Origin of the sequence: Stenotrophomonas sp. CFBP8980 (genome assembly GCF_034046095.1) — a bacterium.
Lineage (GTDB): Bacteria > Pseudomonadota > Gammaproteobacteria > Xanthomonadales > Xanthomonadaceae > Stenotrophomonas > Stenotrophomonas lacuserhaii.
In genome coordinates this window covers 1,372,989-1,392,603 of record NZ_JAXCXF010000001.1, presented here as the reverse complement: position 1 = coordinate 1,392,603, position 19,615 = coordinate 1,372,989, and the positions used below count along the sequence as shown (strand labels likewise).

General features: G+C 68.8%; 15 protein-coding genes. 11 read left to right on the top strand and 4 right to left on the bottom strand.

Annotated features, from left to right (window positions below; genetic code table 11):
• Positions 1 to 177: 177 nt before the first annotated feature.
• The gene (locus SOM47_RS06090; protein ID WP_042614538.1) at positions 178 to 735 is read right to left on the bottom strand and encodes a DUF2058 domain-containing protein; all 558 of its coding nucleotides are present in this window, start codon (positions 733 to 735) and stop codon (positions 178 to 180) included.
• Positions 736 to 796: 61 nt separating this feature from the next.
• Here SOM47_RS06090 and SOM47_RS06085 point away from each other — a divergent pair, with 61 nt between their 5' ends.
• From SOM47_RS06085 to SOM47_RS06075, 3 genes are read left to right on the top strand one after another with little or no spacing between them, the layout of a single operon-like run.
• Entirely contained in the window at positions 797 to 1,294 is a 498-nt protein-coding gene (locus SOM47_RS06085; protein WP_042614539.1) for a M48 metallopeptidase family protein, read from the top strand.
• Between the two features lie 55 nt (positions 1,295 to 1,349).
• The gene (locus SOM47_RS06080) at positions 1,350 to 2,057 is read left to right on the top strand and encodes an RNA pseudouridine synthase (RefSeq protein WP_042614540.1); all 708 of its coding nucleotides are present in this window, start codon (positions 1,350 to 1,352) and stop codon (positions 2,055 to 2,057) included.
• A 44-nt stretch (positions 2,058 to 2,101) separates the two neighbouring features.
• Complete coding sequence (locus tag SOM47_RS06075; RefSeq protein WP_320505037.1) at positions 2,102 to 3,670, top strand: phospholipase D family protein; 1,569 nt, start codon at positions 2,102 to 2,104, stop codon at positions 3,668 to 3,670.
• Positions 3,671 to 3,676: 6 nt separating this feature from the next.
• On the opposite strand, the gene SOM47_RS06070 is transcribed toward SOM47_RS06075, so the two are convergent.
• Positions 3,677 to 4,753: an HDOD domain-containing protein gene (locus SOM47_RS06070; protein ID WP_320505036.1), complete on the bottom strand. Its 1,077-nt coding sequence runs from the start codon at positions 4,751 to 4,753 to the stop codon at positions 3,677 to 3,679.
• Positions 4,754 to 5,055: 302 nt separating this feature from the next.
• Here SOM47_RS06070 and SOM47_RS06065 point away from each other — a divergent pair, with 302 nt between their 5' ends.
• Positions 5,056 to 6,153: a Glu/Leu/Phe/Val family dehydrogenase gene (locus tag SOM47_RS06065; protein ID WP_042614542.1), complete on the top strand. Its 1,098-nt coding sequence runs from the start codon at positions 5,056 to 5,058 to the stop codon at positions 6,151 to 6,153.
• Between the two features lie 123 nt (positions 6,154 to 6,276).
• Here the strand turns inward: SOM47_RS06065 and SOM47_RS06060 are convergent, their stop codons facing one another.
• Complete coding sequence (locus tag SOM47_RS06060) at positions 6,277 to 9,120, bottom strand: S8 family serine peptidase (RefSeq protein ID WP_320505035.1); 2,844 nt, start codon at positions 9,118 to 9,120, stop codon at positions 6,277 to 6,279.
• Positions 9,121 to 9,337: 217 nt separating this feature from the next.
• Here SOM47_RS06060 and SOM47_RS06055 point away from each other — a divergent pair, with 217 nt between their 5' ends.
• The 3 genes from SOM47_RS06055 to SOM47_RS06045 all read left to right on the top strand — a co-directional run bounded on the left by SOM47_RS06055 (position 9,338) and on the right by SOM47_RS06045 (position 12,081).
• The gene (locus SOM47_RS06055) at positions 9,338 to 10,513 is read left to right on the top strand and encodes a thiolase family protein (RefSeq protein ID WP_320505034.1); all 1,176 of its coding nucleotides are present in this window, start codon (positions 9,338 to 9,340) and stop codon (positions 10,511 to 10,513) included.
• A gap of 124 nt (positions 10,514 to 10,637) precedes the next feature.
• A complete protein-coding gene (locus tag SOM47_RS06050; RefSeq protein WP_042614545.1) occupies positions 10,638 to 10,979 on the top strand; it encodes a hypothetical protein in 342 nt (113 codons plus the stop codon).
• Positions 10,980 to 11,676: 697 nt separating this feature from the next.
• Positions 11,677 to 12,081 (top strand): hypothetical protein, encoded by a 405-nt coding sequence (locus tag SOM47_RS06045; RefSeq protein ID WP_042613274.1) that lies wholly within the window; start codon positions 11,677 to 11,679, stop codon positions 12,079 to 12,081.
• Positions 12,082 to 12,141: 60 nt separating this feature from the next.
• On the opposite strand, the gene SOM47_RS06040 is transcribed toward SOM47_RS06045, so the two are convergent.
• Positions 12,142 to 13,767 carry an acyl-CoA dehydrogenase family protein gene (locus SOM47_RS06040; RefSeq protein ID WP_320505033.1) on the bottom strand — a complete coding sequence of 542 codons (1,626 nt, stop codon included), beginning with the start codon at positions 13,765 to 13,767 and terminating at the stop codon, positions 12,142 to 12,144.
• A gap of 110 nt (positions 13,768 to 13,877) precedes the next feature.
• Between SOM47_RS06040 and SOM47_RS06035 the strand changes: the two genes are divergently transcribed.
• The 4 genes from SOM47_RS06035 to pdeM are packed head-to-tail and all read left to right on the top strand — an operon-like array spanning position 13,878 to position 19,564.
• Positions 13,878 to 14,876 carry a ligase-associated DNA damage response exonuclease gene (locus SOM47_RS06035; protein ID WP_042613270.1) on the top strand — a complete coding sequence of 333 codons (999 nt, stop codon included), beginning with the start codon at positions 13,878 to 13,880 and terminating at the stop codon, positions 14,874 to 14,876.
• Positions 14,873 to 16,477: an ATP-dependent DNA ligase gene (locus SOM47_RS06030; RefSeq protein ID WP_320505032.1), complete on the top strand. Its 1,605-nt coding sequence runs from the start codon at positions 14,873 to 14,875 to the stop codon at positions 16,475 to 16,477. Before SOM47_RS06035 ends, SOM47_RS06030 begins: the two co-directional genes overlap by 4 nt.
• Entirely contained in the window at positions 16,474 to 18,930 is a 2,457-nt protein-coding gene (locus SOM47_RS06025; protein ID WP_320505031.1) for a ligase-associated DNA damage response DEXH box helicase, read from the top strand. The genes SOM47_RS06030 and SOM47_RS06025 overlap by 4 nt, the downstream gene beginning before the upstream one ends.
• Complete coding sequence (gene pdeM, locus SOM47_RS06020; RefSeq protein WP_320505030.1) at positions 18,920 to 19,564, top strand: ligase-associated DNA damage response endonuclease PdeM; 645 nt, start codon at positions 18,920 to 18,922, stop codon at positions 19,562 to 19,564. Before SOM47_RS06025 ends, pdeM begins: the two co-directional genes overlap by 11 nt.
• The last annotated feature ends 51 nt before the right edge of the window (positions 19,565 to 19,615 follow it).

Here is a 19,615-nt window from a genome sequence, read left to right as displayed (position 1 = left end):
GGGGTGGCTGTGCAGGACCGTCTTTTCGCATGGATGCGAAAAGCGAGCCTACAGGGACGTACTTGCGGCGTGTCCTGCACAGCCACCCCACCCCGCCCAACCAACAGCCCCGCAGCTTTGACGTTGCCGTTGCCGTTGCCATTGCTTCAAGCCCGCGCGCAAGCGCAGAAAAACCCTTTACCAGACCAGGTCGTCCGGAATCTGGAACTGCGCGTAATACGCATCGTCCTCGGCATTGCCGGTGGAGGCGACCGTGCTCTCGCCCGCCTGGCCGTGGTCGACCGCAATCAGTTCCGGCGCGCGTTCGCGCACCTTTTCCGCCGCCGCGCGCGGCAACAACGCATAACTTTCGCCCGCCGCCACGATCACCAGCGCACCGGCCGACAGCGCCTTGCGCAGCTTGGCGTCAATCAGCAACGTGCGGATCACCTCGCCGTGGGTGAAGCGGTACTCGCTCTCGCCCGCGTGCGGAACCGCATGCGCCTGCACGATCTGCCGCGCCTGCGCGCGGCCCTCGGTGGCACGCAGCTGCGCATTGCGTTCGGCGGCGATCGCGCGGTCACGCTCGACCTTCTCCAGCCGCACGCGCTCGGCCTCGCGCTGGATCTCCGCCGATGCATCCGGCGCCTTGCCCTGGCGGGCCTTGGCCTGCTCGCGGGCCGCGGCACTCGCCTGCGCCTTCTTGGCCAACCCGGCCTTGAGCAATTGTTCCTGCAGCGCGTTCGGCTTTGCCATGGTCCTGCCTGCAACTGGTCTATCTTAGGGACGTCCATGATACCGGAGCCCCGGCAGCCCCATGCCCTCCCTGAAATACCTGACCGGCTACCCCGAACCCCTGCAGGAACAGGTGCGCCAGCTGCTGGCTGAAGACCGCCTTGGCGCGTTGCTGCAGCGCCGCTATCCCGAAGCGCACGAGGTACGCAGCGACCGCCAGCTGTACGACTACACCCAGGACCTCAAGGACCGCTACCTGCGCCAGTCGGTGCACCTGAACAAGGTCTGCTACGACAACAAGCTGGAAGTGGTGAAACATGCGCTGGGCCTGCACACCGCGGTGTCGCGCGTGCACGGCGGACGCCTGAAGGCCAGCCGCGAAATCCGCGTGGCCAGCGTGTTCCGGCAGGCTCCGGCCGCCTTCCTGCGGATGATCGTGGTGCATGAACTGGCGCACCTGAAGGAAGCCGACCACAACAAGGCCTTCTACCAGCTGTGCCAGCATATGGAACCGGACTACCTGCAGCTGGAATTCGACACCCGGCTGTTCCTGACTGAACTGGCCCACCGCGGCGGCTGAAGCAGCCAGGCGCCGTGGCAGGTACACTGCGCGCCCCCTTGAGGTTCCTTGCCCCATGCTCTCCACCCGTCTCGACAAACGCCTGGCCGAACTGCTCGGCTGCCCCCGTGGCGAAGCCCGCCGCTACATCGAAGGCGGCTGGGTGCGCGTGGATGGCCAGGTGGTGGAACAGCCGCAGGCGCAGGTCACCACCGAGACCGTGGAGATGGACCCGGCCGCACGCGATGAGAAAACCGAGCGCGTCACCATGCTGCTGGCCAAGCCGGTCGATGCGGCTGCGCATACGCTCAGCGCGATGGTCACCCCGGAATCGCAGAGCCCGCTGGACCTGGGCAGCATCCGTCCGCTGCAGCGCCACTTCCACGGCCTGCAGCTGGCCGCCGCGCTGCCCGCTTCGGACAGTGGCCTGGTGGTGGTCAGCCAGGACCCGCTGATCATCGCCCACCTGCAGCAGCAGCTTGCGCGCACCGAACAGGAGTTCCTGGTGGATATCCAGGGCGAGCGGGCGATGTGGGACGTGGCCCGGCTGCAGACCGGCCTGAAAGAAAACGGACGCACCATTCCCGGCTGCAAGATCAGCTGGCAGAGCGAACAGCGGCTGCGTTTCGCCGGCAAGGGCCTGCATCCGCGCATGCTGCGCGAAGCCTGCGCGGGCGCCTCGATGCAGGTGGTCGGCATCCGCCGCCTGCGCATCGGCCGCGTCTCGCTGGGCAAGCTGGCCCCCGGCAGCTGGCGTTACCTGGGCAGCGACGAGCGTTTCTGAGCAGTGCACTGCGCGTGCACCGGCCTGGCGGTTAGGATCGGTGCATGAGTAAACCCCTTCCCCTGTGGCGCCGGCTGCTGCGCGGCCTGGCCATCGTGCTTGCGCTGCTGGCCTTGCTGGTGCTGTCCGGCCTGTTGCTGGCCGACCATCTGACCCCGCAGGCGCGTGGCGAACCATCGCACGTACTGCCGGTCCACCCCACGCAGACCCGCATCGACCGCGAAGTCAGCGCGCTGCAGGCGGCGCATCCCGGGGCATCCGGCGTGGCCTTCCTGTCCGATGGACTGGATGCCTTCGCTGCGCGCGCGGTCATCACCGAACGCGCCGAACGCAGCCTGGACCTGCAGTACTACATGTGGAAGGACGACCTGATCGGCCACCTGATGGCGCGTGCCCTGCACGACGCCGCCGAACGGGGCGTGCGCGTGCGGATCCTGCTCGACGACATGAACGCGCAGGACAAGGACGCGCTGATGATGGCGCTAGACACCCATCCCAACATCGAGATCCGCCTGTACAACCCGTTCCGCAACCGCAATGGACCGTGGCGCATGCTGGAGATGGTGCAGCGGTTCTTCTCGGTCAATCACCGCATGCACAACAAGAGCTGGATCGCCGATGGCCGGGTCGCCATCGTCGGCGGCCGCAATATCGGCGAGGAGTACTTCAGCGCGCGCCCGGACGTGAACTTCCGCGACCTGGACCTGCTGGTGGCCGGTGAAGCGGTCGGCCAGGCCAACACCGTGTTCGACGCTTACTGGAACAGCGAAGCGGCCGTGCCGATCGCCGCGCTGGCCTACCACACGCGCCAGCAGCTGCGCCTGCTGATGCGCGAATCGGACAATGAAGCACGACTGGAATCGGCCAGGCCGTACCTTGCGGAAGTGGCGAAGTCGCGGCAGCGCGCACGGGCCAGTGCGGCGCCGCTGCACTGGAGCAGGAACGTGCGCATCGTTTCCGATCCGCCCATGAAGCATCGCCGCGATGATCCGCAGAACTGGCTGGTCAGCGACCTGGTCCAGATGCTGACGGCGTCGCAGCACAAGGCCCTGCTGATATCGCCGTACTTCGTGCCCGGCAACGAGGGGCTGGATGGACTGTCCCGGCTGAGCGAACGCGGCGTGCAGGTCGGCGTGGTCACCAACTCCCTGGCCGCCAACGACGTGGTCGCCGTGCACGGCGGCTACATGACCTATCGCGTGCCGCTGCTGCAGGCCGGCGTGCAACTGTACGAACTGAAGGCACATGGCAAGGCGACCAGTTCCGGCCTGTTCGGCAGCAGTGGTGCCAGCCTGCATACCAAGGCCTTCGTGCTCGATGACCGGCACGGCTTCGTCGGCTCCTTCAACCTGGATCCGCGCTCGGCCTACCTCAACACGGAAATGGGCGTGATCTTCGACGACCCGGTGCTGGCGGCCCAGCTGACGGCCGAATACCTGCGGCTGTCCAGCCCGGAACAGAGCTGGTGGCTGGCATTGGACGCACAGGACCGGGTGCGCTGGCTGGAACGGGATCCACCGCCGCATTGGGTCGACACCGAACCGGACAGCAGCGTGCGCCTGCGCGCCAGTGCCCGGGTGATCAGCTGGCTGCCGCTGGAATCGCAGCTCTGACGCCGCTCAGGCGTCGCCGTCGTGTTCGTCGGCGAGGGTTTCAACGGGCCGACCGTGCAGGCGCCGCCAGATCCACAGCAGGGCATGCGGTGGGGTGCCGGGCAGCTGCTCCAGCCAGGCCAACCCCTGGCTCTTGCCGATGTGCCCGTGCCGGGCCAACAGGCTGGCCGCCGCCGCCGCGCGAGCGAAGCGCAGGGTGCGTGGCAGCGGGCTGTCGGCGTTGGTTTCCTTGAGCGCTTCGTGCACCGGCGCGGGCAGCTCCCAAGCCGCCGCTACGCGCTGGGCGACCGGCAACGTCCACTGACGCAGCACCGCCTCGGCGCTGGGGTAGTCCAGCGGCACCTGCAGCGTCTGCGCTTCCTGCAGCAGCTGTTTCATCACCAGCGCCGCGCCCAGGCCCTGGGTGAGCCCCAGCCACTGCGCGGCGAACGGATCCTGCTGGCTCACCGTGCGCGCGTGGTCGGCCGCCGCGCGCGAAGACAGCAGCGCATGCTCCCAGATGATCGTGCTGAACTGCGGGAACTCGCTGCACTGCAGGTGCATGACCGGCTGCACCAGCACCGCGCTGATGATCTGCCGGATGCCTTCGGTGCCGACCAGCGTGATGGCCCGCTGCAGGCTGTCCACCGGCCGCTCCTGCATGCGGAAAGCCGGGCTGTTGGCGATGCGCAGCAGGTTGCCGGTCAGCACCGGATCCTGGCCGATGATCGCCGCGGTCGCCCGCGCGGAGGATTCCGGGTCGTTGACGGTCTGGATCAGCTGCGGCAGCAGCTGCGGACGCCGCGGCAACTGGCGCGCGCTCCAGTCACGTGACAGCAGCGCCTGCCGGGTCGCCTCGAGCAGGGCGTCGTTGCAGGCAGCGCCGCCATCAAGGGCCGGGTGCAGGGCCAGTGCATACAGGCCGGAGTGCAGCCGCGCCTCGGCATCGGCATGGGCATCGGCTTCCGTCCTGGCCGGCGCAGCGGCTTCGGCCACGAAGACATCGTGGCGCTGCATGCGCTGCTGCGTGGCATGTCCCGCCCCGGCACGGCCGAACAGCCGCCCCCACCAGCCGGCCCAGCCACTGCTGCCCGTCATGCTCATCGGCCCGCCCCGCATGGCCCGGCAAAGCGGGCGTAGGATTGCTTTACTGCCACCGCACCGTTCCTTGGGTTCAGGCGGACACCGCCGTGCATCCAGCATCGGCCGACAGGGTCGGTTCTTTAACCCGGCCACCCACTTGGCCATGGGCCCGGACGTGCACAGCACCACCCCGGGGAATGGACTAGAATGGCGCCGCGCGGCCCGTCCCCTGAACTGACGACGTCGCTTTTTTTGTTTCTGCACCCTTATCGTTGCTGGCCTGTTCGAAGTGGTTCGCTGCTGTTCACGCCAACGGAGTCGCCATGCTATTCGAAACCCTCGCCACTACCGGTCACGAGCAGGTCGTTTTCTGCAACAACCCCGACGCGGGGTTGCGGGCCATCATCGCCCTGCACAGCACCACCCTGGGCCCGGCCCTGGGCGGTGTGCGCATGCGTCCCTACGCGAGCACGGACGAAGCACTGGCCGACGTGCTTCGACTCAGCCGCACGATGACCTACAAGAACGCACTGGCCGGGCTGAATGTCGGCGGTGGCAAGGCGGTGATCATCGGGGACCCGCGCACCGACAAGACCGAAGTGCTGCTGCGTGCCTTCGGTCGCCAGGTCGATGCGCTGGGTGGTCGTTACATCACCGCCGAGGACGTCGGCACCGATGTCAACGACATGGAAAACATCTACCTGGAAAGCCAGTTCGTCACCGGCGTCCACCAGGTGCACGGCGGCTCCGGGGATCCGGCCCCGTTCACCGCCTACGGTGCGCTGCAGGCGCTGATGGCGGCGCTGCAGGCCAAGCTGGGCCATGAGGAAGTGGGCAAGACCAGCATCGCCGTGCAGGGGCTGGGCCACATCGGCATGGAACTGGTGAAGCTGCTGCGCGACCGCGGCGCCAAACTGTACGTGACCGACCTGGATGCATCGCTGGTGGACCGCGCGGTATCCGAGTATGGCGCCGAAGCGGTGAAGCCGGACGAGATCCACGAGGTCAACGCCGATGTATTCGCTCCGTGTGCGCTGGAAGGTGCGATCAGCCTGGACGTGTTGCCGCGGCTGAAGGCGCGCATCATCTGCGGCACCGCCAACAACCAGCTGGCCAACCCGGAAGTGGGCGACGAACTGCACGCGCGCGGCATCCTGTACGCGCCGGATTACGCGGTGAATGCAGGTGGGGTGATGAATGTGTCGCTGGAAATCGACGGCTACAACCGCGAACGCGCGATGCGCCTGATCCGCAGCATCTACCACAACCTGGGCCGCATCTTCGCGCTGTCCCAGCGCGAGAACATCGCCCCGCAGCGCGCGGCCGACCGCATTGCCGAAGCGCGCATCCAGTCGATCGGCAGACTGAAGCTGCCGATGGGACGCGCCACTCCGCGCCTGGGCGACCTGCGCGCCGGCTGACCGCCGCTAGCGCCGACCCGGAAAACCCGGTAACGCCGAGCCATGCTCGGCGAGCGCAAAGCGCGGCGCCTTCCATCAGACCCCACGGCGCCGACCCGGAAAGCCGACCGCGCGGCCCCGGAATCAGAAGCCGGTGCTGTAGTTCAGCGCCGCCTGCGATACGTCCAGGCCACCACCGAAGCGCTGGTCGTAGCCGAACGACACCCGGCCGCTACGTCCGACCCCGGCTTCCAGCGCCACGCCGAGCAGGCCCGACGCACGCGGCAGTGCGCCGGAAACCAGCGGGGCCCACGCCTCCACGCCGGTGAAGCCGGCCTGCGCATCGAACCCCTCACTGGACAGCTCCTGCTGCCATTCGGTGTAGCCGCGCAGCGTCCAGCGCCGCCACTGGCGCTCTGCACGCAGACCGGCCATGGCGAGGCTGCGCCGCGCCAGGGTGTCCTGCATGCGCAGGCCGAAGCCCAGCCCGCCCTGCTCGGTGAACCCGTCAGAGCGCACCTGCACCTGGCTGGCCGCCACGTACGGCGTCAGCGCCGTACGCGGGCCGCCAAAGCGCAGCCCGGATTCCATGCTGACACTGGCAAAGCGGCCGCCGTAACGCGCGCCGGCAGCTACCGCCTGCGCACCGAGCAGCAGCTGACGATCCACCTGGCGCTGGAACTGTCCAGCGCCCAGTTGCGCCAGCAGATAGCCACGTCCCTCGCTCCAACCGGCGTACAGCTGCGCCTGTGCCTGGCGATCACGCCCCAGTCCACCGTTGTCGTTGCCACTGGCGTTGCTGCGCACTTCGCCGAAGGCCACGCCCAGCACGCCATTGCCGCTCAACGCGCTCTCATGGCCGACCATCCAGCCCCGGGTCTGCGCTCCATTGCCGGCGAAATTGCCCTGCCCTGCCTCGCCCAGCGCACGCTGCCACGCACCACGCAGCGCCGGGCGTGCCTGCACCTGGCCGAAGCGCGCAGCCACCGCACGCCGGCTCATGTCCACGCTGTCGAACGTGGCCTGCGTGGCCAGTGCGTGGGCCTTGCCGGACAGGCTGTCCAGGCTGGCCGACAGGCCGCTGATGCCACCGGGCGTGCGCTGCAGCTCGCCGGCCAAATCGGCCAACGCACTGCCCTGCAGGTCCGGGCTGCCGTCGAGCCGTTCGAAGGCGCGCTCCACGCGCTCGGCCGATGCCAGTGCGCCCGCATCCAGCGACGCCGCGCTGGCCGCGGCCACCACGCTGACCCGGGTCAATTCGAGCCATGCCGTCGTGCTGTCATAGCCGTACGAAGATTCCAGCAGCGACACGCCGTTCTGCCCCACCGCCGCGGTGTTGAACTGGCCGGACAATCCCCCCTGTGCCTGGATCAGCGACTGCCGCGTGCCATCGGCCGGCACATAACCGGCAATCGCGCCGTTGACCACCACCCCACCGCCCTGCAGGGTCGCCGTGCCGGTTACCTTCAATGCGTTGACCCCCAGCGCGACCATCAGCTGGGCACCGTCGCGCTGCAGGTAATTGCCTTCAATGGTGGCATCGGCGTTGGCGCTGGTCAGTACCACGCTGGCGCCGTTGTCGACACTGCCGACCACCCGGGTGGTGCCGTTCATGAACTGCAGCGCGGCGCCAGCGGGGCTGCCGGCCTGGGCGACGATACCGACGCTGGAAGTGATCGAGGCGCCACCGCGCAGCGCCAGCGTGCCCTGTTCAATGCGCGTGGCACCGCTGTAGGTGTTGCGTCCCGACAGGCCCAAGGCGCCCACGCCCTGCTTGACCAGGCCGCCGGACCCACTGAGGTCGTTGCTCCATACCGAATCCAGCCCGAGCCGGTTGACGTTGACGCTGACATCGCCCCAGTCCAGTCGGCCCGGACCGTTCACGGCCTTGCCGACATTGAGCAGCCCGTTGCCGAACACCGGGTCCACCCCGGCAGCGCCGATGTCGGTTGCCGTGCCCAGCAGGGTCTGGCGGACCAGGTCGTTGCTGAAATATGGATAGCGTTGCCAGACCAGCGCCGCCGCGCCGGATACCAGTGGCGCCGCATAGGACGTGCCCCAGCCGTAGTAATAGCTTGCGGTCGCCGTGGTCGCCTGTGGATCCGGATAGACCGCGGTGCCGGGCGCGGCCAGGCAGTAGCTGGCGGCTTCGCCGCAGGCATTGGCGTAGCTGGCGAGCTGGGTCGGGGTGACCGTGTCCACGGCGGTTACCGCCAGCCAGCCGCGCACCAGGTCGGCCGCGGGCGTGCTGCCGCCGACACCGGGGCGGCTCGGCAGCGCGGCCATGTTCGACGGGGTGGACTTGCCGTCATTACCGGTAGCGAACACCACCAGTCCGCCGTTGCTGGTGATGAACGGGCGGTACTCGTCGGCGATCTGTGCGGTGGTCGCCGCGTTGGTCCAGTACAGGCCACCCCAGGAGTTGTTCATGATCTTGACACCGGCATTGATCAGGTCGCGATGCACCGGCGCCAGGCCGATCGCACCACTGACCTGGTTGCCATTGCCGCTGCCGTCATCCACGGGCCGCTTGTCGGCGATGATCCGCGCCGAGACGATCTCCGCACCGGGCGCCACGCCGACCTGCGAGCCGGAATAGTCGCCACCGGCCGCCAGCATCGACACGGTGGTGCCATGCCCGACCACATCGTCGCGTCCCAGGTCGTTCTCCCGTGGGTCGACATAGGTGTAGTTGGCGACCACACGACCGGCCAGCGCCGGATGGGTGCCGTTGACGCCTGAGTCCACGACGCCGATACGCACGCCCTGCCCGGTCAGCCCGGTGCCCAGCGCGTTGATCGCGGTGAGATGGCCCTGCCTGCTTGGCTGCGGCGGCGCTTCGGGCGGCGGCGTAACGGGAGGCGGGGTCACCGGCGGTGGCGTGACCGGCGGCGGGACGGGCGGTTCGACGCGGACGTTGCCCCCGCCGCCACCACCTCCACAGGCGCTCAATGCCGCGGCCAGCGCCATGGCCAGCGCGGTCTTCATCCCTGCAGCCGTATTCAGTTGAACCCGTTTCATCCCTGTATCCCCCGTCGAAGGTGTCGAGTGCCGCACTCGGCGGATGCTGGCACTGGGCCAGCCAACCCGCAGTCAGGGGCACCGCCTATACTGGCGTCCCCCACGCAGTCTGCCGGGATTCGCGTCGCCTTCCAACGGCTCGCGTCTCCTTTTCCGAATTTGCTCACGCAACAACGAGATTGCCATGTCCAACATCGTCATCGCCGCGGCCAAGCGTACTGCCATCGGCTCCTTCCTCGGCCAGTTCAACGGCGTCCCCACCCCGACCCTGGGCGCGACCGCGATCGCCGCCGCGCTTGAAGCCTCCGGCGTGCCGGCCAGCGACGTTACCGAAGTCATCATGGGCTGCGTGCTGCCGGCCAACCTGGGCCAGGCGCCCGCCCGCCAGGCCGCCATCGCCGGCGGACTGCCGCTGTCCACCGGCGCCACCACGCTGAACAAGGTGTGCGGTTCGGGCATGAAGGCGATCATGCTGGGGCATGACCTGATCAAGGCCGGCTCGGCCAGCATCGTCGTCGCCGGTGGCATGGAGTCCATGTCCAACGCGCCGCACCTGCTGCCCAATTCGCGCACCGGCAACCGCTTCGGCAACTTCCAGGCGGTGGACCACATGGCCCACGACGGGCTGGTCAATGCCTACGACGGCAAGGCGATGGGCGAGTTCGCCGAGTGCGCCGTGGACAAGTACCAGTTCAGCCGCGAAGAACAGGATGCCTACGCGATCGAGTCGGTCAAACGCGCCCAGGCCGCGCAGGCCAATGGCGCATTCGCCGATGAAATCGTCGCGGTGAAGGTCGCCAGCCGCAAGGGCGAGGTCGAAATTTCCGTCGACGAGCAGCCCACCCGCGCCGACATCGCCAAGATCCCCACCCTGCGTCCGGCGTTCAAGAAAGACGGCAGCGTGACCGCCGCCAGTTCCTCCAGCATCTCCGATGGTGCCGCTGCGGTGGTGCTGTTGTCCGAAGACGATGCCAACGCCCGCGGCCTGCAGCCGTTGGCCCGCATCGTTGCCCATGCCACCCACTCGCAGGAGCCGGAATGGTTCACCACCGCCCCGATCGGCGCGATCCACAAACTGCTGGGGAAGGCAGGCTGGACGCTGGCCGATGTCGACCTGTTCGAGGTCAACGAGGCATTTGCGGTGGTGGCCATGGCGCCGATGCGTGAACTGGGCATCGCGCACGACAAGTTGAATGTCAATGGTGGCGCCTGCGCGCTGGGCCATCCGATCGGCGCATCCGGTGCGCGTCTGGTGGTCACCCTGGTCCACGCATTGCGCAGCCGCGGCGGCAAGCGCGGCATCGCTACGCTGTGCATCGGCGGTGGTGAAGCAACGGCCATCGCCATCGAATTGATTTGATTGGATTTAACTCCCGTTTCGCAAAACTGAATGCGGGATCGCTTGACAGCCATTCGTGGCTTGTCATCATGTTGGCGGCGCGCAACTGCGCGTTGCCTATCTAACGACGACGAGGATTCACCAAATGAGCATCAACAAGCTGCTGGTTGCTATGTCCCTGGCCCTGGCCCTGGCTGCCTGCTCGAAGCAGGAAGCTGCCCAGGACGCCGCCGCTTCGGCCAACGAAGCTGCCACCGAAGCGCAGGCCGCTGCTGACCAGGCTGCTGCCGCTGGCACCGCCACCGCCGATGCTGCCCAGCAGGCTGCTGACACCGCCGCTACCGCTGCTGACGCTTCGGCCGACGCTGCCGGTGCCGCCGCTGGCGCCGCCACCGACGCTGCTGCCGACGCAGCTGCTGACACTGCCAAGGCTGCCGAAGGCACCGCCGAGCAGGCCAAGGACGCTGCTGAAGAAGCCAAGAAGTAATAACTTCTTTCTTCACGCTGTTCTGAAGAAGCCGCTGGTTCGCCAGCGGCTTTTTCTTTGCCTGTCGTTCGGGTGGGTCGAACGGGCGGGACCCCCTCGCGGGTGGCTTTCAGGCTGAAGTTGGGGGGCCGGGCGGTGGGGCTGGGTGGGGGACGGCAAAAGCCGCTCCTGCGGGCCTCGTTTCGCGCCATCCATGGCGCGGGTCCACGTCATCGCATTCGCGCTGCCGCTCCCACGCTTTGCTGCGCAAACCGCGGGCCCCGTCTCACCAACACCCACACCCCGCCGCTTCGCGGCCGCCCCTGACTCAGGGGCTCCCTCCACCGGACACGGCACGGCGCTCTGGTAGCGCCGACCCATGGTCGGCGGAATGTTCCCGCCAGCGGCCCGCTGCGCTCGCCGACCATGGGTCGGCGCTACCGATGTTCCATGGCCACCATGGACCTGACGAAGGTGGGGCGGGGTGGGTTCGTGGGAACGCTCATCCGCATGGATGCGGATGGCGAGCCTACAGGGACGTACTTGCGGCGATTCCCACGAACCCACCCCGCCCCCACCAAACCAACAACCCTGCAGCTGTTGACGTTGCCGTTGCCGTCGGCTCCAAAGCCGCGCGCGCGCGCAGAAAACTTCACCCGCCCTAGACCGGTCGATGAATAGGCTGGCGATCCCTGAAACCCTGATCCTGGAGCGCGCCATGAAGATCCGCACCCTGACCACGTCCCTGTTGGCCTCCGCGCTGGTTCTCGGCCTGGCCGCCTGCAAGGGCCCCGAAGCCGAACAGGCGCGACAGGATGCCGCCCAGGCCGCCGACAGCGCCGGCGTCGCCGCACGCGATGCGGTTGACCGCGCCGCTGCTGCTACCCGCGATGCCACCGATGACGCCGCCGCCGCATCCCGCGAAGCCGCCGCCGATACCCAGCAGGCGCTGGACCGTGCCGCCGACTCCACCGCTGCGGCCGCCGCCGAAGCCAAGGTTGCCGCCAAGGATGCCGCTGCCAATGCCAGCGAAGCCACCGCAACGGCAGCACAGAACGTGGCCGACAAGGCCCGCGACGTTGCCGATGATGCCAAGGACAACGCCGACCACAGCCAGCACTGATTGGCCCCCTTCCATCTGGCGGGCGCCGGCGCAGGCCGGCGCCTTTCTTTTTGCCCCGGCTCAGGGCAGCGCGCGTGCCATCATCGCCGCGCTGTCGATCCCCAGCGGCAACGTGCCGAAGGCCAGGCCGTGTTCGCCGCCCAACCGGCTGCGCACGAACGTGGCCGCAAACGGGCTGCCTGCACGCAGCAGGATCGACCCCTGCAGCAGCAGCGCCAGCCGCTCGCAGTACACCCGCGCCAGCGCCGGCTCCGGTGGCAGGGCGTTCCACCAGCGCGACATCGCCTCGTCAAAGGTCGCATCCAGTCCGCTGCCGGCCAGCAGTTCCTCATGCAGCGCCTGCAGCGCCGCCGGCTCGCGCTGCAGCGCGCGCAGCACGTCCAGGCACTGGATGTTGCCGCTGCCTTCCCATATTGAATTGAGCGGCGCCTGGCGATACAGCCGCGGCAGCATCGACTCTTCCACGTAGCCCGCTCCGCCCAGGCATTCCTGCGCTTCATTGACGAACGCCGCCGCGCGCTTGCATACCCAGTACTTGCCCAGCGCGGTGCCGACCCGTGCCAACAGGGCCTGGCGCGGGTCGCGCGCGGCGCGGTCCACCGCCGCCGCCACATGCAGGGCCAGCGCGGTCGCCGCTTCGGATTCCAGTGCCAGGTCGGCCAACACGTTGGCCATCAGCGGGTGGTCACACAGGCGTTGTCCAAAGGTGTGCCGATGACGCGCGTGGTGCAGCGCCTGCGCCAGCGCCATGCGCATTTCCGCGGCAGCGCCGAGCATGCAGTCCAGCCGGGTCATCATCACCATGTGGATGATGGTTGCCACGCCGCGTCCTTCATCGCCCACGCGCCAAGCCTGGGCACCGGTGAATTCCACCTCGCTGGAGGCGTTGGACCAGTCGCCCAGCTTGTCCTTCAAGCGCATCAACTGGAACGCGTTGCGGTTGCCATCGGCCAGCCGCCGCGGCATCAGCAGGCAGGTCAGGCCTGCCGGCGCCTGTGCCAGCACCAGGAAGCCGTCGGACATCGGTGCGGAGAAGAACCACTTGTGCCCGACCAACCGGTAGCTGCCATCCGCGCCAGGCTCGGCGACGGTGGCATTGGCGCGCACATCGGAGCCTCCCTGCTTTTCGGTCATGCCCATGCCCAGGGTGATGCCGACCTTGTCGGCGATCGGCACATCGCGCGGGTCGTACACCGGCGCGGCCGCCTTGCCTGCCCACTCCGACAACACCGGGTGGTCGGCCAGCACCGCCACCGCGGCGTGGGTCATGGTCAGCGGGCAGCTGGTCCCGGCTTCGGCCTGGTGGTGCAGGTAGCTCAGCGCGGCGCGCGCCACGTGCGCGCCAGGTTGCGGCTCGTGCCAGGACAGCCCGGCCACGCCGTGTTCCTTGGCCGTGCGCAGCAACTGGTGGTACGCCGGATGGAAGTCGACGGTGTCGATGCGGTGGCCTTGCGCATCGTGGGTGCGCAGGCGCGGTCGATCGCGGTTGGCATCGAAACCGAGCCCGTACAGCGCATCGCCTGCAAGCCGTCCGTACGCTGCCAGGCGACCGGCGAAGGAGGACGCACCACCGCGGTCCACCGCTTCCACCAGCGCCGCATCATCGGCCCACAGGTGGCGCCCTGCGAAGGCGGGAGGCTGGTTCTGCACGAGGTGGGTCTGGAACGGTGCTGCTTGGTCGCGCATGGTGGAACGCCTCCCTGGCCGCATGGCCCTTGATTCTGCCCCAGCGCGGGCGTGCTTGCTGTTCAGGCGGATTCTCACCTCCTGCACGAGCGCCCCGGCACAGTGACGGCATGAGCAGACGCGACGATCTGGTGGTGCTGCGTCCGGAAGGACTGTACTGCCCCGCTGGCGATTTCCACATCGATCCATGGCGCCCGGTAGCGCGTGCGGTGATCACCCACGGCCATGGCGACCATGCCCGCGGCGGCATGCAGGAATACCACTGCAGCACCTCCAGCGAAGCCATCCTGCGCTGGCGGCTGGGCGATGTGCGCATCCACACCCACCGCTGGGGCGTGCCGTTCCGGATGGGCGGCGTCGAGGTCTCCCTGCACCCGGCCGGCCACGTGCTGGGCTCTGCACAGGTGCGCATCGACGACGGCGAGCAGGTCTGGGTGGCGTCCGGTGACTACAAGCGCCAGCCCGATCCCACCTGCGATCCGTTCGAGGTGGTGCCCTGCGATACGTTCATCACTGAAGCCACGTTCGCCTCGCCGATCTACCGCTGGCCGGACACCTCCGAGGTGGCCGCCGACATCGTCGCCTGGCGCCGCGAATGTGGCGAACGCGGCGAAGCGGCGATCCTGCTCTGCTACGCCTTGGGCAAGGCGCAGCGGGTGCTGGCCGAACTGCTGCCGCTGGACGACCAGCCGGCGTGGTTGCACGGTGCGATCGACAACGGCGTGCAGGTTTACCGCCAGGCCGGCGTGCCGATGCTGGCCACCGAGGCGGTCGCCGAACAGGGTCGCCAGCCTGATTCGGCCGGCCGCCTGGTGCTGGCCCCACCTTCGGCTGCGGGAACGCCGTGGGTGCGCCGCTTCGGCCGCCACCAGCTCGGGTTTGCCTCCGGCTGGATGCACCTGCGCGGCAACCGCCGCCGCCGCAACGTCGACCGCGGCTTCGTGGTGTCCGACCATGCAGACTGGCCGGCGCTGCTGCAGACCATCGCGCAGACCGGCGCCACGCGGATCATCGCCACTCATGGCAATACCGATGCATTGATCCGTTACCTGCGCGAAAACGGCACCGCCGCCGAAGCCTTCCGCACCGACTACGGGAGCGAAGAATGAAGGCCTTCGCCGATCTGTACCAGCGCTTGGACCGCAGCACCGCCACCGGCGACAAACGCGCCGCGCTGGTCGACTACTTCCGCCATGCACCCGCGCACGACGCCGCATGGGCGTTGTACCTGCTGAGCGGCGGCAAGGTCGGCGGCGCCCGTCGCAAGATCGCCGCCAGTGGTGAACTGCGCGCCTGGCTGGTGGACGAATCCGGCCTGCCGGCATGGCTGGTCGAAGACAGCTACGAGCAGGTCGGCGACCTGGCCGAAACGCTGACCCTGTTGGTGGATGAGCCGCGCCAGCCAGCGCCGGATCGCCCGTTGGTGGACTGGATCGAAACCCATCTGCTGGCCGTGGCCAACCAGGACGAATCCATCCGCCGCGCCGCCGTGGAAACCGGCTGGCGTACGCTGCCTGCGCCGCAGCGGCTGGTGTTCAACAAACTGCTGACCGGCGCGTTGCGCGTCGGCGTATCGCAGCGACTGGTGCAACAAGCGCTGGCCGAACTTTCCGGGCTGGACATCGCCCGCATCGCCCAGCGCATGCTCGGCGAGTGGGTGCCCTCGCCCACGCTGCTGGCGACGTTGTTGACGCACGAAGAGCTGCCGCTGGACCGCCAGCAGCCCTACCCGTTCTTCCTCGCCTCGCCATTGGAAGCGGACGTGCAGACACTGGGCCCGGTCACTGACTGGCTGCTGGAATGGAAGTGGGATGGCATCCGCCTGCAGCTGCTGCGCCGGCAGGGGGAAGTCGCGCTGTGGTCACGCGGCGAAGAGCGGCTTGACGGGCGTTTTCCGGAAATCGAACAGGCCGCAGCCGCACTCCCCGATGGCTGCGTGATCGACGGTGAGCTGCTGGCCTGGGACGCGGAGGAGGATCTGCCGCGCGCCTTCACTGCCCTGCAGACGCGCATCCAGCGGCGCAAGCCGGGGCCGGCGACGCTACGCAGCACGCCGGTCCGTGTGCTCGCCTACGATCTGCTGGAACAAGGCGGCGAAGACCTGCGCAACGTGCCGTTGCAGCAGCGCCGGCAACGCCTGGCGGCGCTGCTTGGCGCGCTGGATGATCCCCGCCTGCAGCTGTCCCCGCAGGTCCATGCCGAGGACTGGCAGCACGCGGCCACCCTGCGTGAAGAAGCCCGCGTGCGCGGCGTGGAAGGCCTGATGCTCAAGCGTGCCGATTCGATCTACCAGGCCGGTCGCCGCCGTGGTGACTGGTGGAAGTGGAAGGTGGATCCGCTGACCATCGATGCGGTGCTGCTGTACGCGCAGGCGGGCCATGGGCGGCGCAGCACGCTGTACACCGACTATACCTTCGGGGTCTGGAAGGGTGACGAACTGGTGCCGGTGGCCAAGGCCTACTCCGGCCTGGACGACAAGGAAATCCTCGCGCTGGATCGCTGGATCCGCGCCAACACGCGCGAACGCTTCGGCCCGGTGCGCAGCGTGCGTGCCGAACAGGTGTTCGAGCTGGGCTTCGAAGCGGTCAATGTCAGCAAGCGGCACAAGTCCGGCATCGCCGTGCGCTTCCCGCGCATCCTGCGCTGGCGCCAGGACAAGCCCGCCGCCGAAGCCGACAATCTCCAGCAGCTGCAGGCCCTTGCGCGATGACCGCAGCGGAGGCGCTCAAGCGCCTGCAGGGGTTCTTCGCCGAGCGCGGCTGGCGGCCGCTGCCGTTCCAGCGCACGATGTGGCGGCACTACCTGGCCGGTCAGTCCGGCCTGCTGCACACCCCCACCGGCAGCGGCAAGACCCTGGCGATGTTCGGCGGCCCGTTGCTGCAGGCGCTGATCGATCCCCTGCCCGCGCCGGCCCGTCGCAGCGCGGTACGGCCGTTGCAGGTGCTGTGGGTGACACCCCTGCGCGCGCTGGCCACCGACACCGCGCGCGCACTGCAGGCGCCGCTGAAGGCCATCGGGCTGGACTGGCAGGTGGGCCTGCGCAGCGGCGATGCCAGCAGCCGCGACAAACGCCTCGCCCGCGAGGGCCGGCTGGACGTGCTGGTCACCACGCCGGAATCGCTGGCGTTGCTGCTGAGCTACCCCGATACGCTGGCGCGCATGCGCCAGCTGCGCTGCGTGGTGGTGGACGAATGGCATGAGCTGCTGGGCAGCAAGCGCGGCGTACTGCTGCAGCTCAACCTGTCCCTGCTGCGCGACAGTGCCCCCTCGATGCAGCTGTGGGGCCTGTCGGCCACGCTGGGCAACCTGCAGCAGGCACGCGCGGTGCTGCTGCCCGGCCGCTCCGATGCAGTGACCGTGGAAGGCGCCCGTCCGCGCCCGGTACGCGTGCGCAGCCTGCTGCCCGAGCCGGGCGAGCGCTTCCCGTGGGCTGGCCACCTGGGGCTGGGGCAACTACCGCGCGTACTGCAGGCGCTGATGGGCGCACGCAGCAGCCTGCTGTTCACCAACACCCGCGCGCAGGCCGAACTCTGGCACCAGGCGCTGTCAGCGGTGTGGCCCGAAGACAGCGCCACGCTGGCGCTGCACCATGGCTCGCTGGACCCCGCACTACGCCAGCAGGTGGAAGATGGGCTGCGCGCTGGCAGCCTGCGCTGCGTGGTCGCCACCTCCAGCCTGGACCTGGGCGTGGATTTCCCGGAAGTGGAACAGGTACTGCAGCTGGGCAGCCCGAAGGGCGTAGCCCGGCTGCGCCAGCGCGCCGGACGTGCGCGGCATCGCCCCGGCGCCAGCGGCGAGATCCTCTGCGTCCCCAGCCATGCGCTGGAACTGGCCGAGTACGCTGCCGCGCGCCGCGCCCTCGACGCGGGCGTGGTCGAAGCGCGACGTCCGCTTCGGCTGTCGCTGGACGTGCTGGCCCAGCACTGCATCAGCCGCGCCCTGGCCGGCGGCTTCGACGCCGATTCGCTGCTTGCCCAGGTCCGCCGCACGCACGCCTTTGCAGACATCACCGATGCGCAATGGCAGGACGTGCTGCTGTTCATCGTGCAGGGCGGGCGGGCGCTGGCGCAGTACCCGGATTTCCACAAGGCGGTGCAGGACGAGGACGGCATCTACTGCGTGCACGACCGCCGCCAGGCACTGCGCCATCGCCTTTCCATCGGCACCATCAGCAGCGACGGCAGCGTGCGCGTGCAGTTCCTGCGTGGCGGCAGCCTGGGCGCGGTGGAAGAGCAGTTCGCCGGCCGCCTGCGCCGTGGTGATCGCTTCCAGTTCGCCGGCCGCCTGCTCGAACTGGTACAGCTGAAGGACATGACCGCCTACGTGCGCGTGGCGCGCGGCGGAGAAGGCGTGGTGCCGCGCTGGCAGGGCGGCCAACTGGCGTTGTCGCCTTCGCTGGGGCACGAACTGGAAGCGGTGCTGGGCGGGACCGACGACAGCCCGGAATCGCGCTGGCTGGCACCCCTGCTGGCCCTGCAGGAAACCCTGTCGGCGCGGCCTTCGCCGGATCACCTGCTGGTGGAAGACGTGCGCCGGCGCGAAGGCCAGTTCCTGTTCGTGTACCCGTTCGCCGGACGCCATGTGCATGAAGCGCTTGCTGCGCTGCTGGCCCTGCGTTGCACGCGGCTGCAGCGCAACAGCATCGGCTATGCGGTGAACGACCACGGGCTCGTGCTGGCGCCGGCAGTGCCCATCGACCTGGATGCTGCGCAATGGAACGCACTGCTGGACCCTGGCGCGCTGCTTGATGACCTGCGCGCGGCGGTCAACCTGGGGGAGCTGGCACGCCGCCAGTTCCGCGGCATCGCGCGGGTGTCCGGCCTGCTGGTGCCCAGCCTGCCGGGCGGCATGCCGCGTTCCCTGCGCCAGCTGCAGGCCTCCGCCGGCCTGCTGTACGACGTGCTGCGCGAACACGATCCGGACCACATGCTGCTGCAGTTGGCCGAACGCGAAGTCCTGCACGACAGCCTGGACGTGGACGGACTGGGCGAGGCACTGCAGCGGATGCAGGGCCGGGCGCTGTCGCTGCAGGCGCCGCGCTCACTGACGCCGCTGGGCTTCCCGCTGTGGGCCGAACGCCTGCGCGGCCAGCTGAGCAACGAAGACTGGCGCACGCGCGTACAGCGTGCCGCGCAACAACTGGAAAAGCGCAATGCCCGATGACCTTGCCCTGCAACTGGCCGGCGAAGAAGTGATCCTGCTCGGCGAGCGCGCTCTGCGGATACCGCGACTGCACGCGCTGCTGATCGCCGATCTGCACCTGGGCAAGGCGGACATCTTCCGCCGCGCCGGCATCGCGTTGCCGGTGGGTGGCACCGCCGCTGACCTGCAGCGGCTGCAGCAGCTGGTCGAACGCACCGCCTGCGAGCAGCTGTGGATCCTGGGCGATGTGCTGCACGGCCCGCTGCACCGCGCCCCGTGGTACAGCCAATGGCTGGCCTGGCGCGAGCAATTGCCCCGACTTGCGGTCCACGTGGTGCGTGGCAACCACGACCGCGCGCTGTCCGAAGCCGCCCTGCAGGTGCAGGTGCACGAGGAGCAGGCTGCACTGGGTCCCTTCCTGCTGCGCCACGAACCGGAGCCGGATGCGCAGGCCCACGTGATTGGGGGACACCTGCATCCGCTGGCGGCGCTGCCGGGGTTGCCGCGTCGGTTGCCGGCCTTCTGGCTGCGCGATCGGGTGACGGTGCTGCCGGCGTTCTCGCAGTTCACGGCGGGGGTGGCGCCGGTGTTGGCGGCTGGTGAGCGGCTGGTCGCGTGCGTGGACTCGGCGGCGGTGCTGTTGCCTTCGCGGTAGGGTCGAACGGGTGGGACCCCCTCGCGGGTGGCTTCTGCAAAAAGCCGGTTG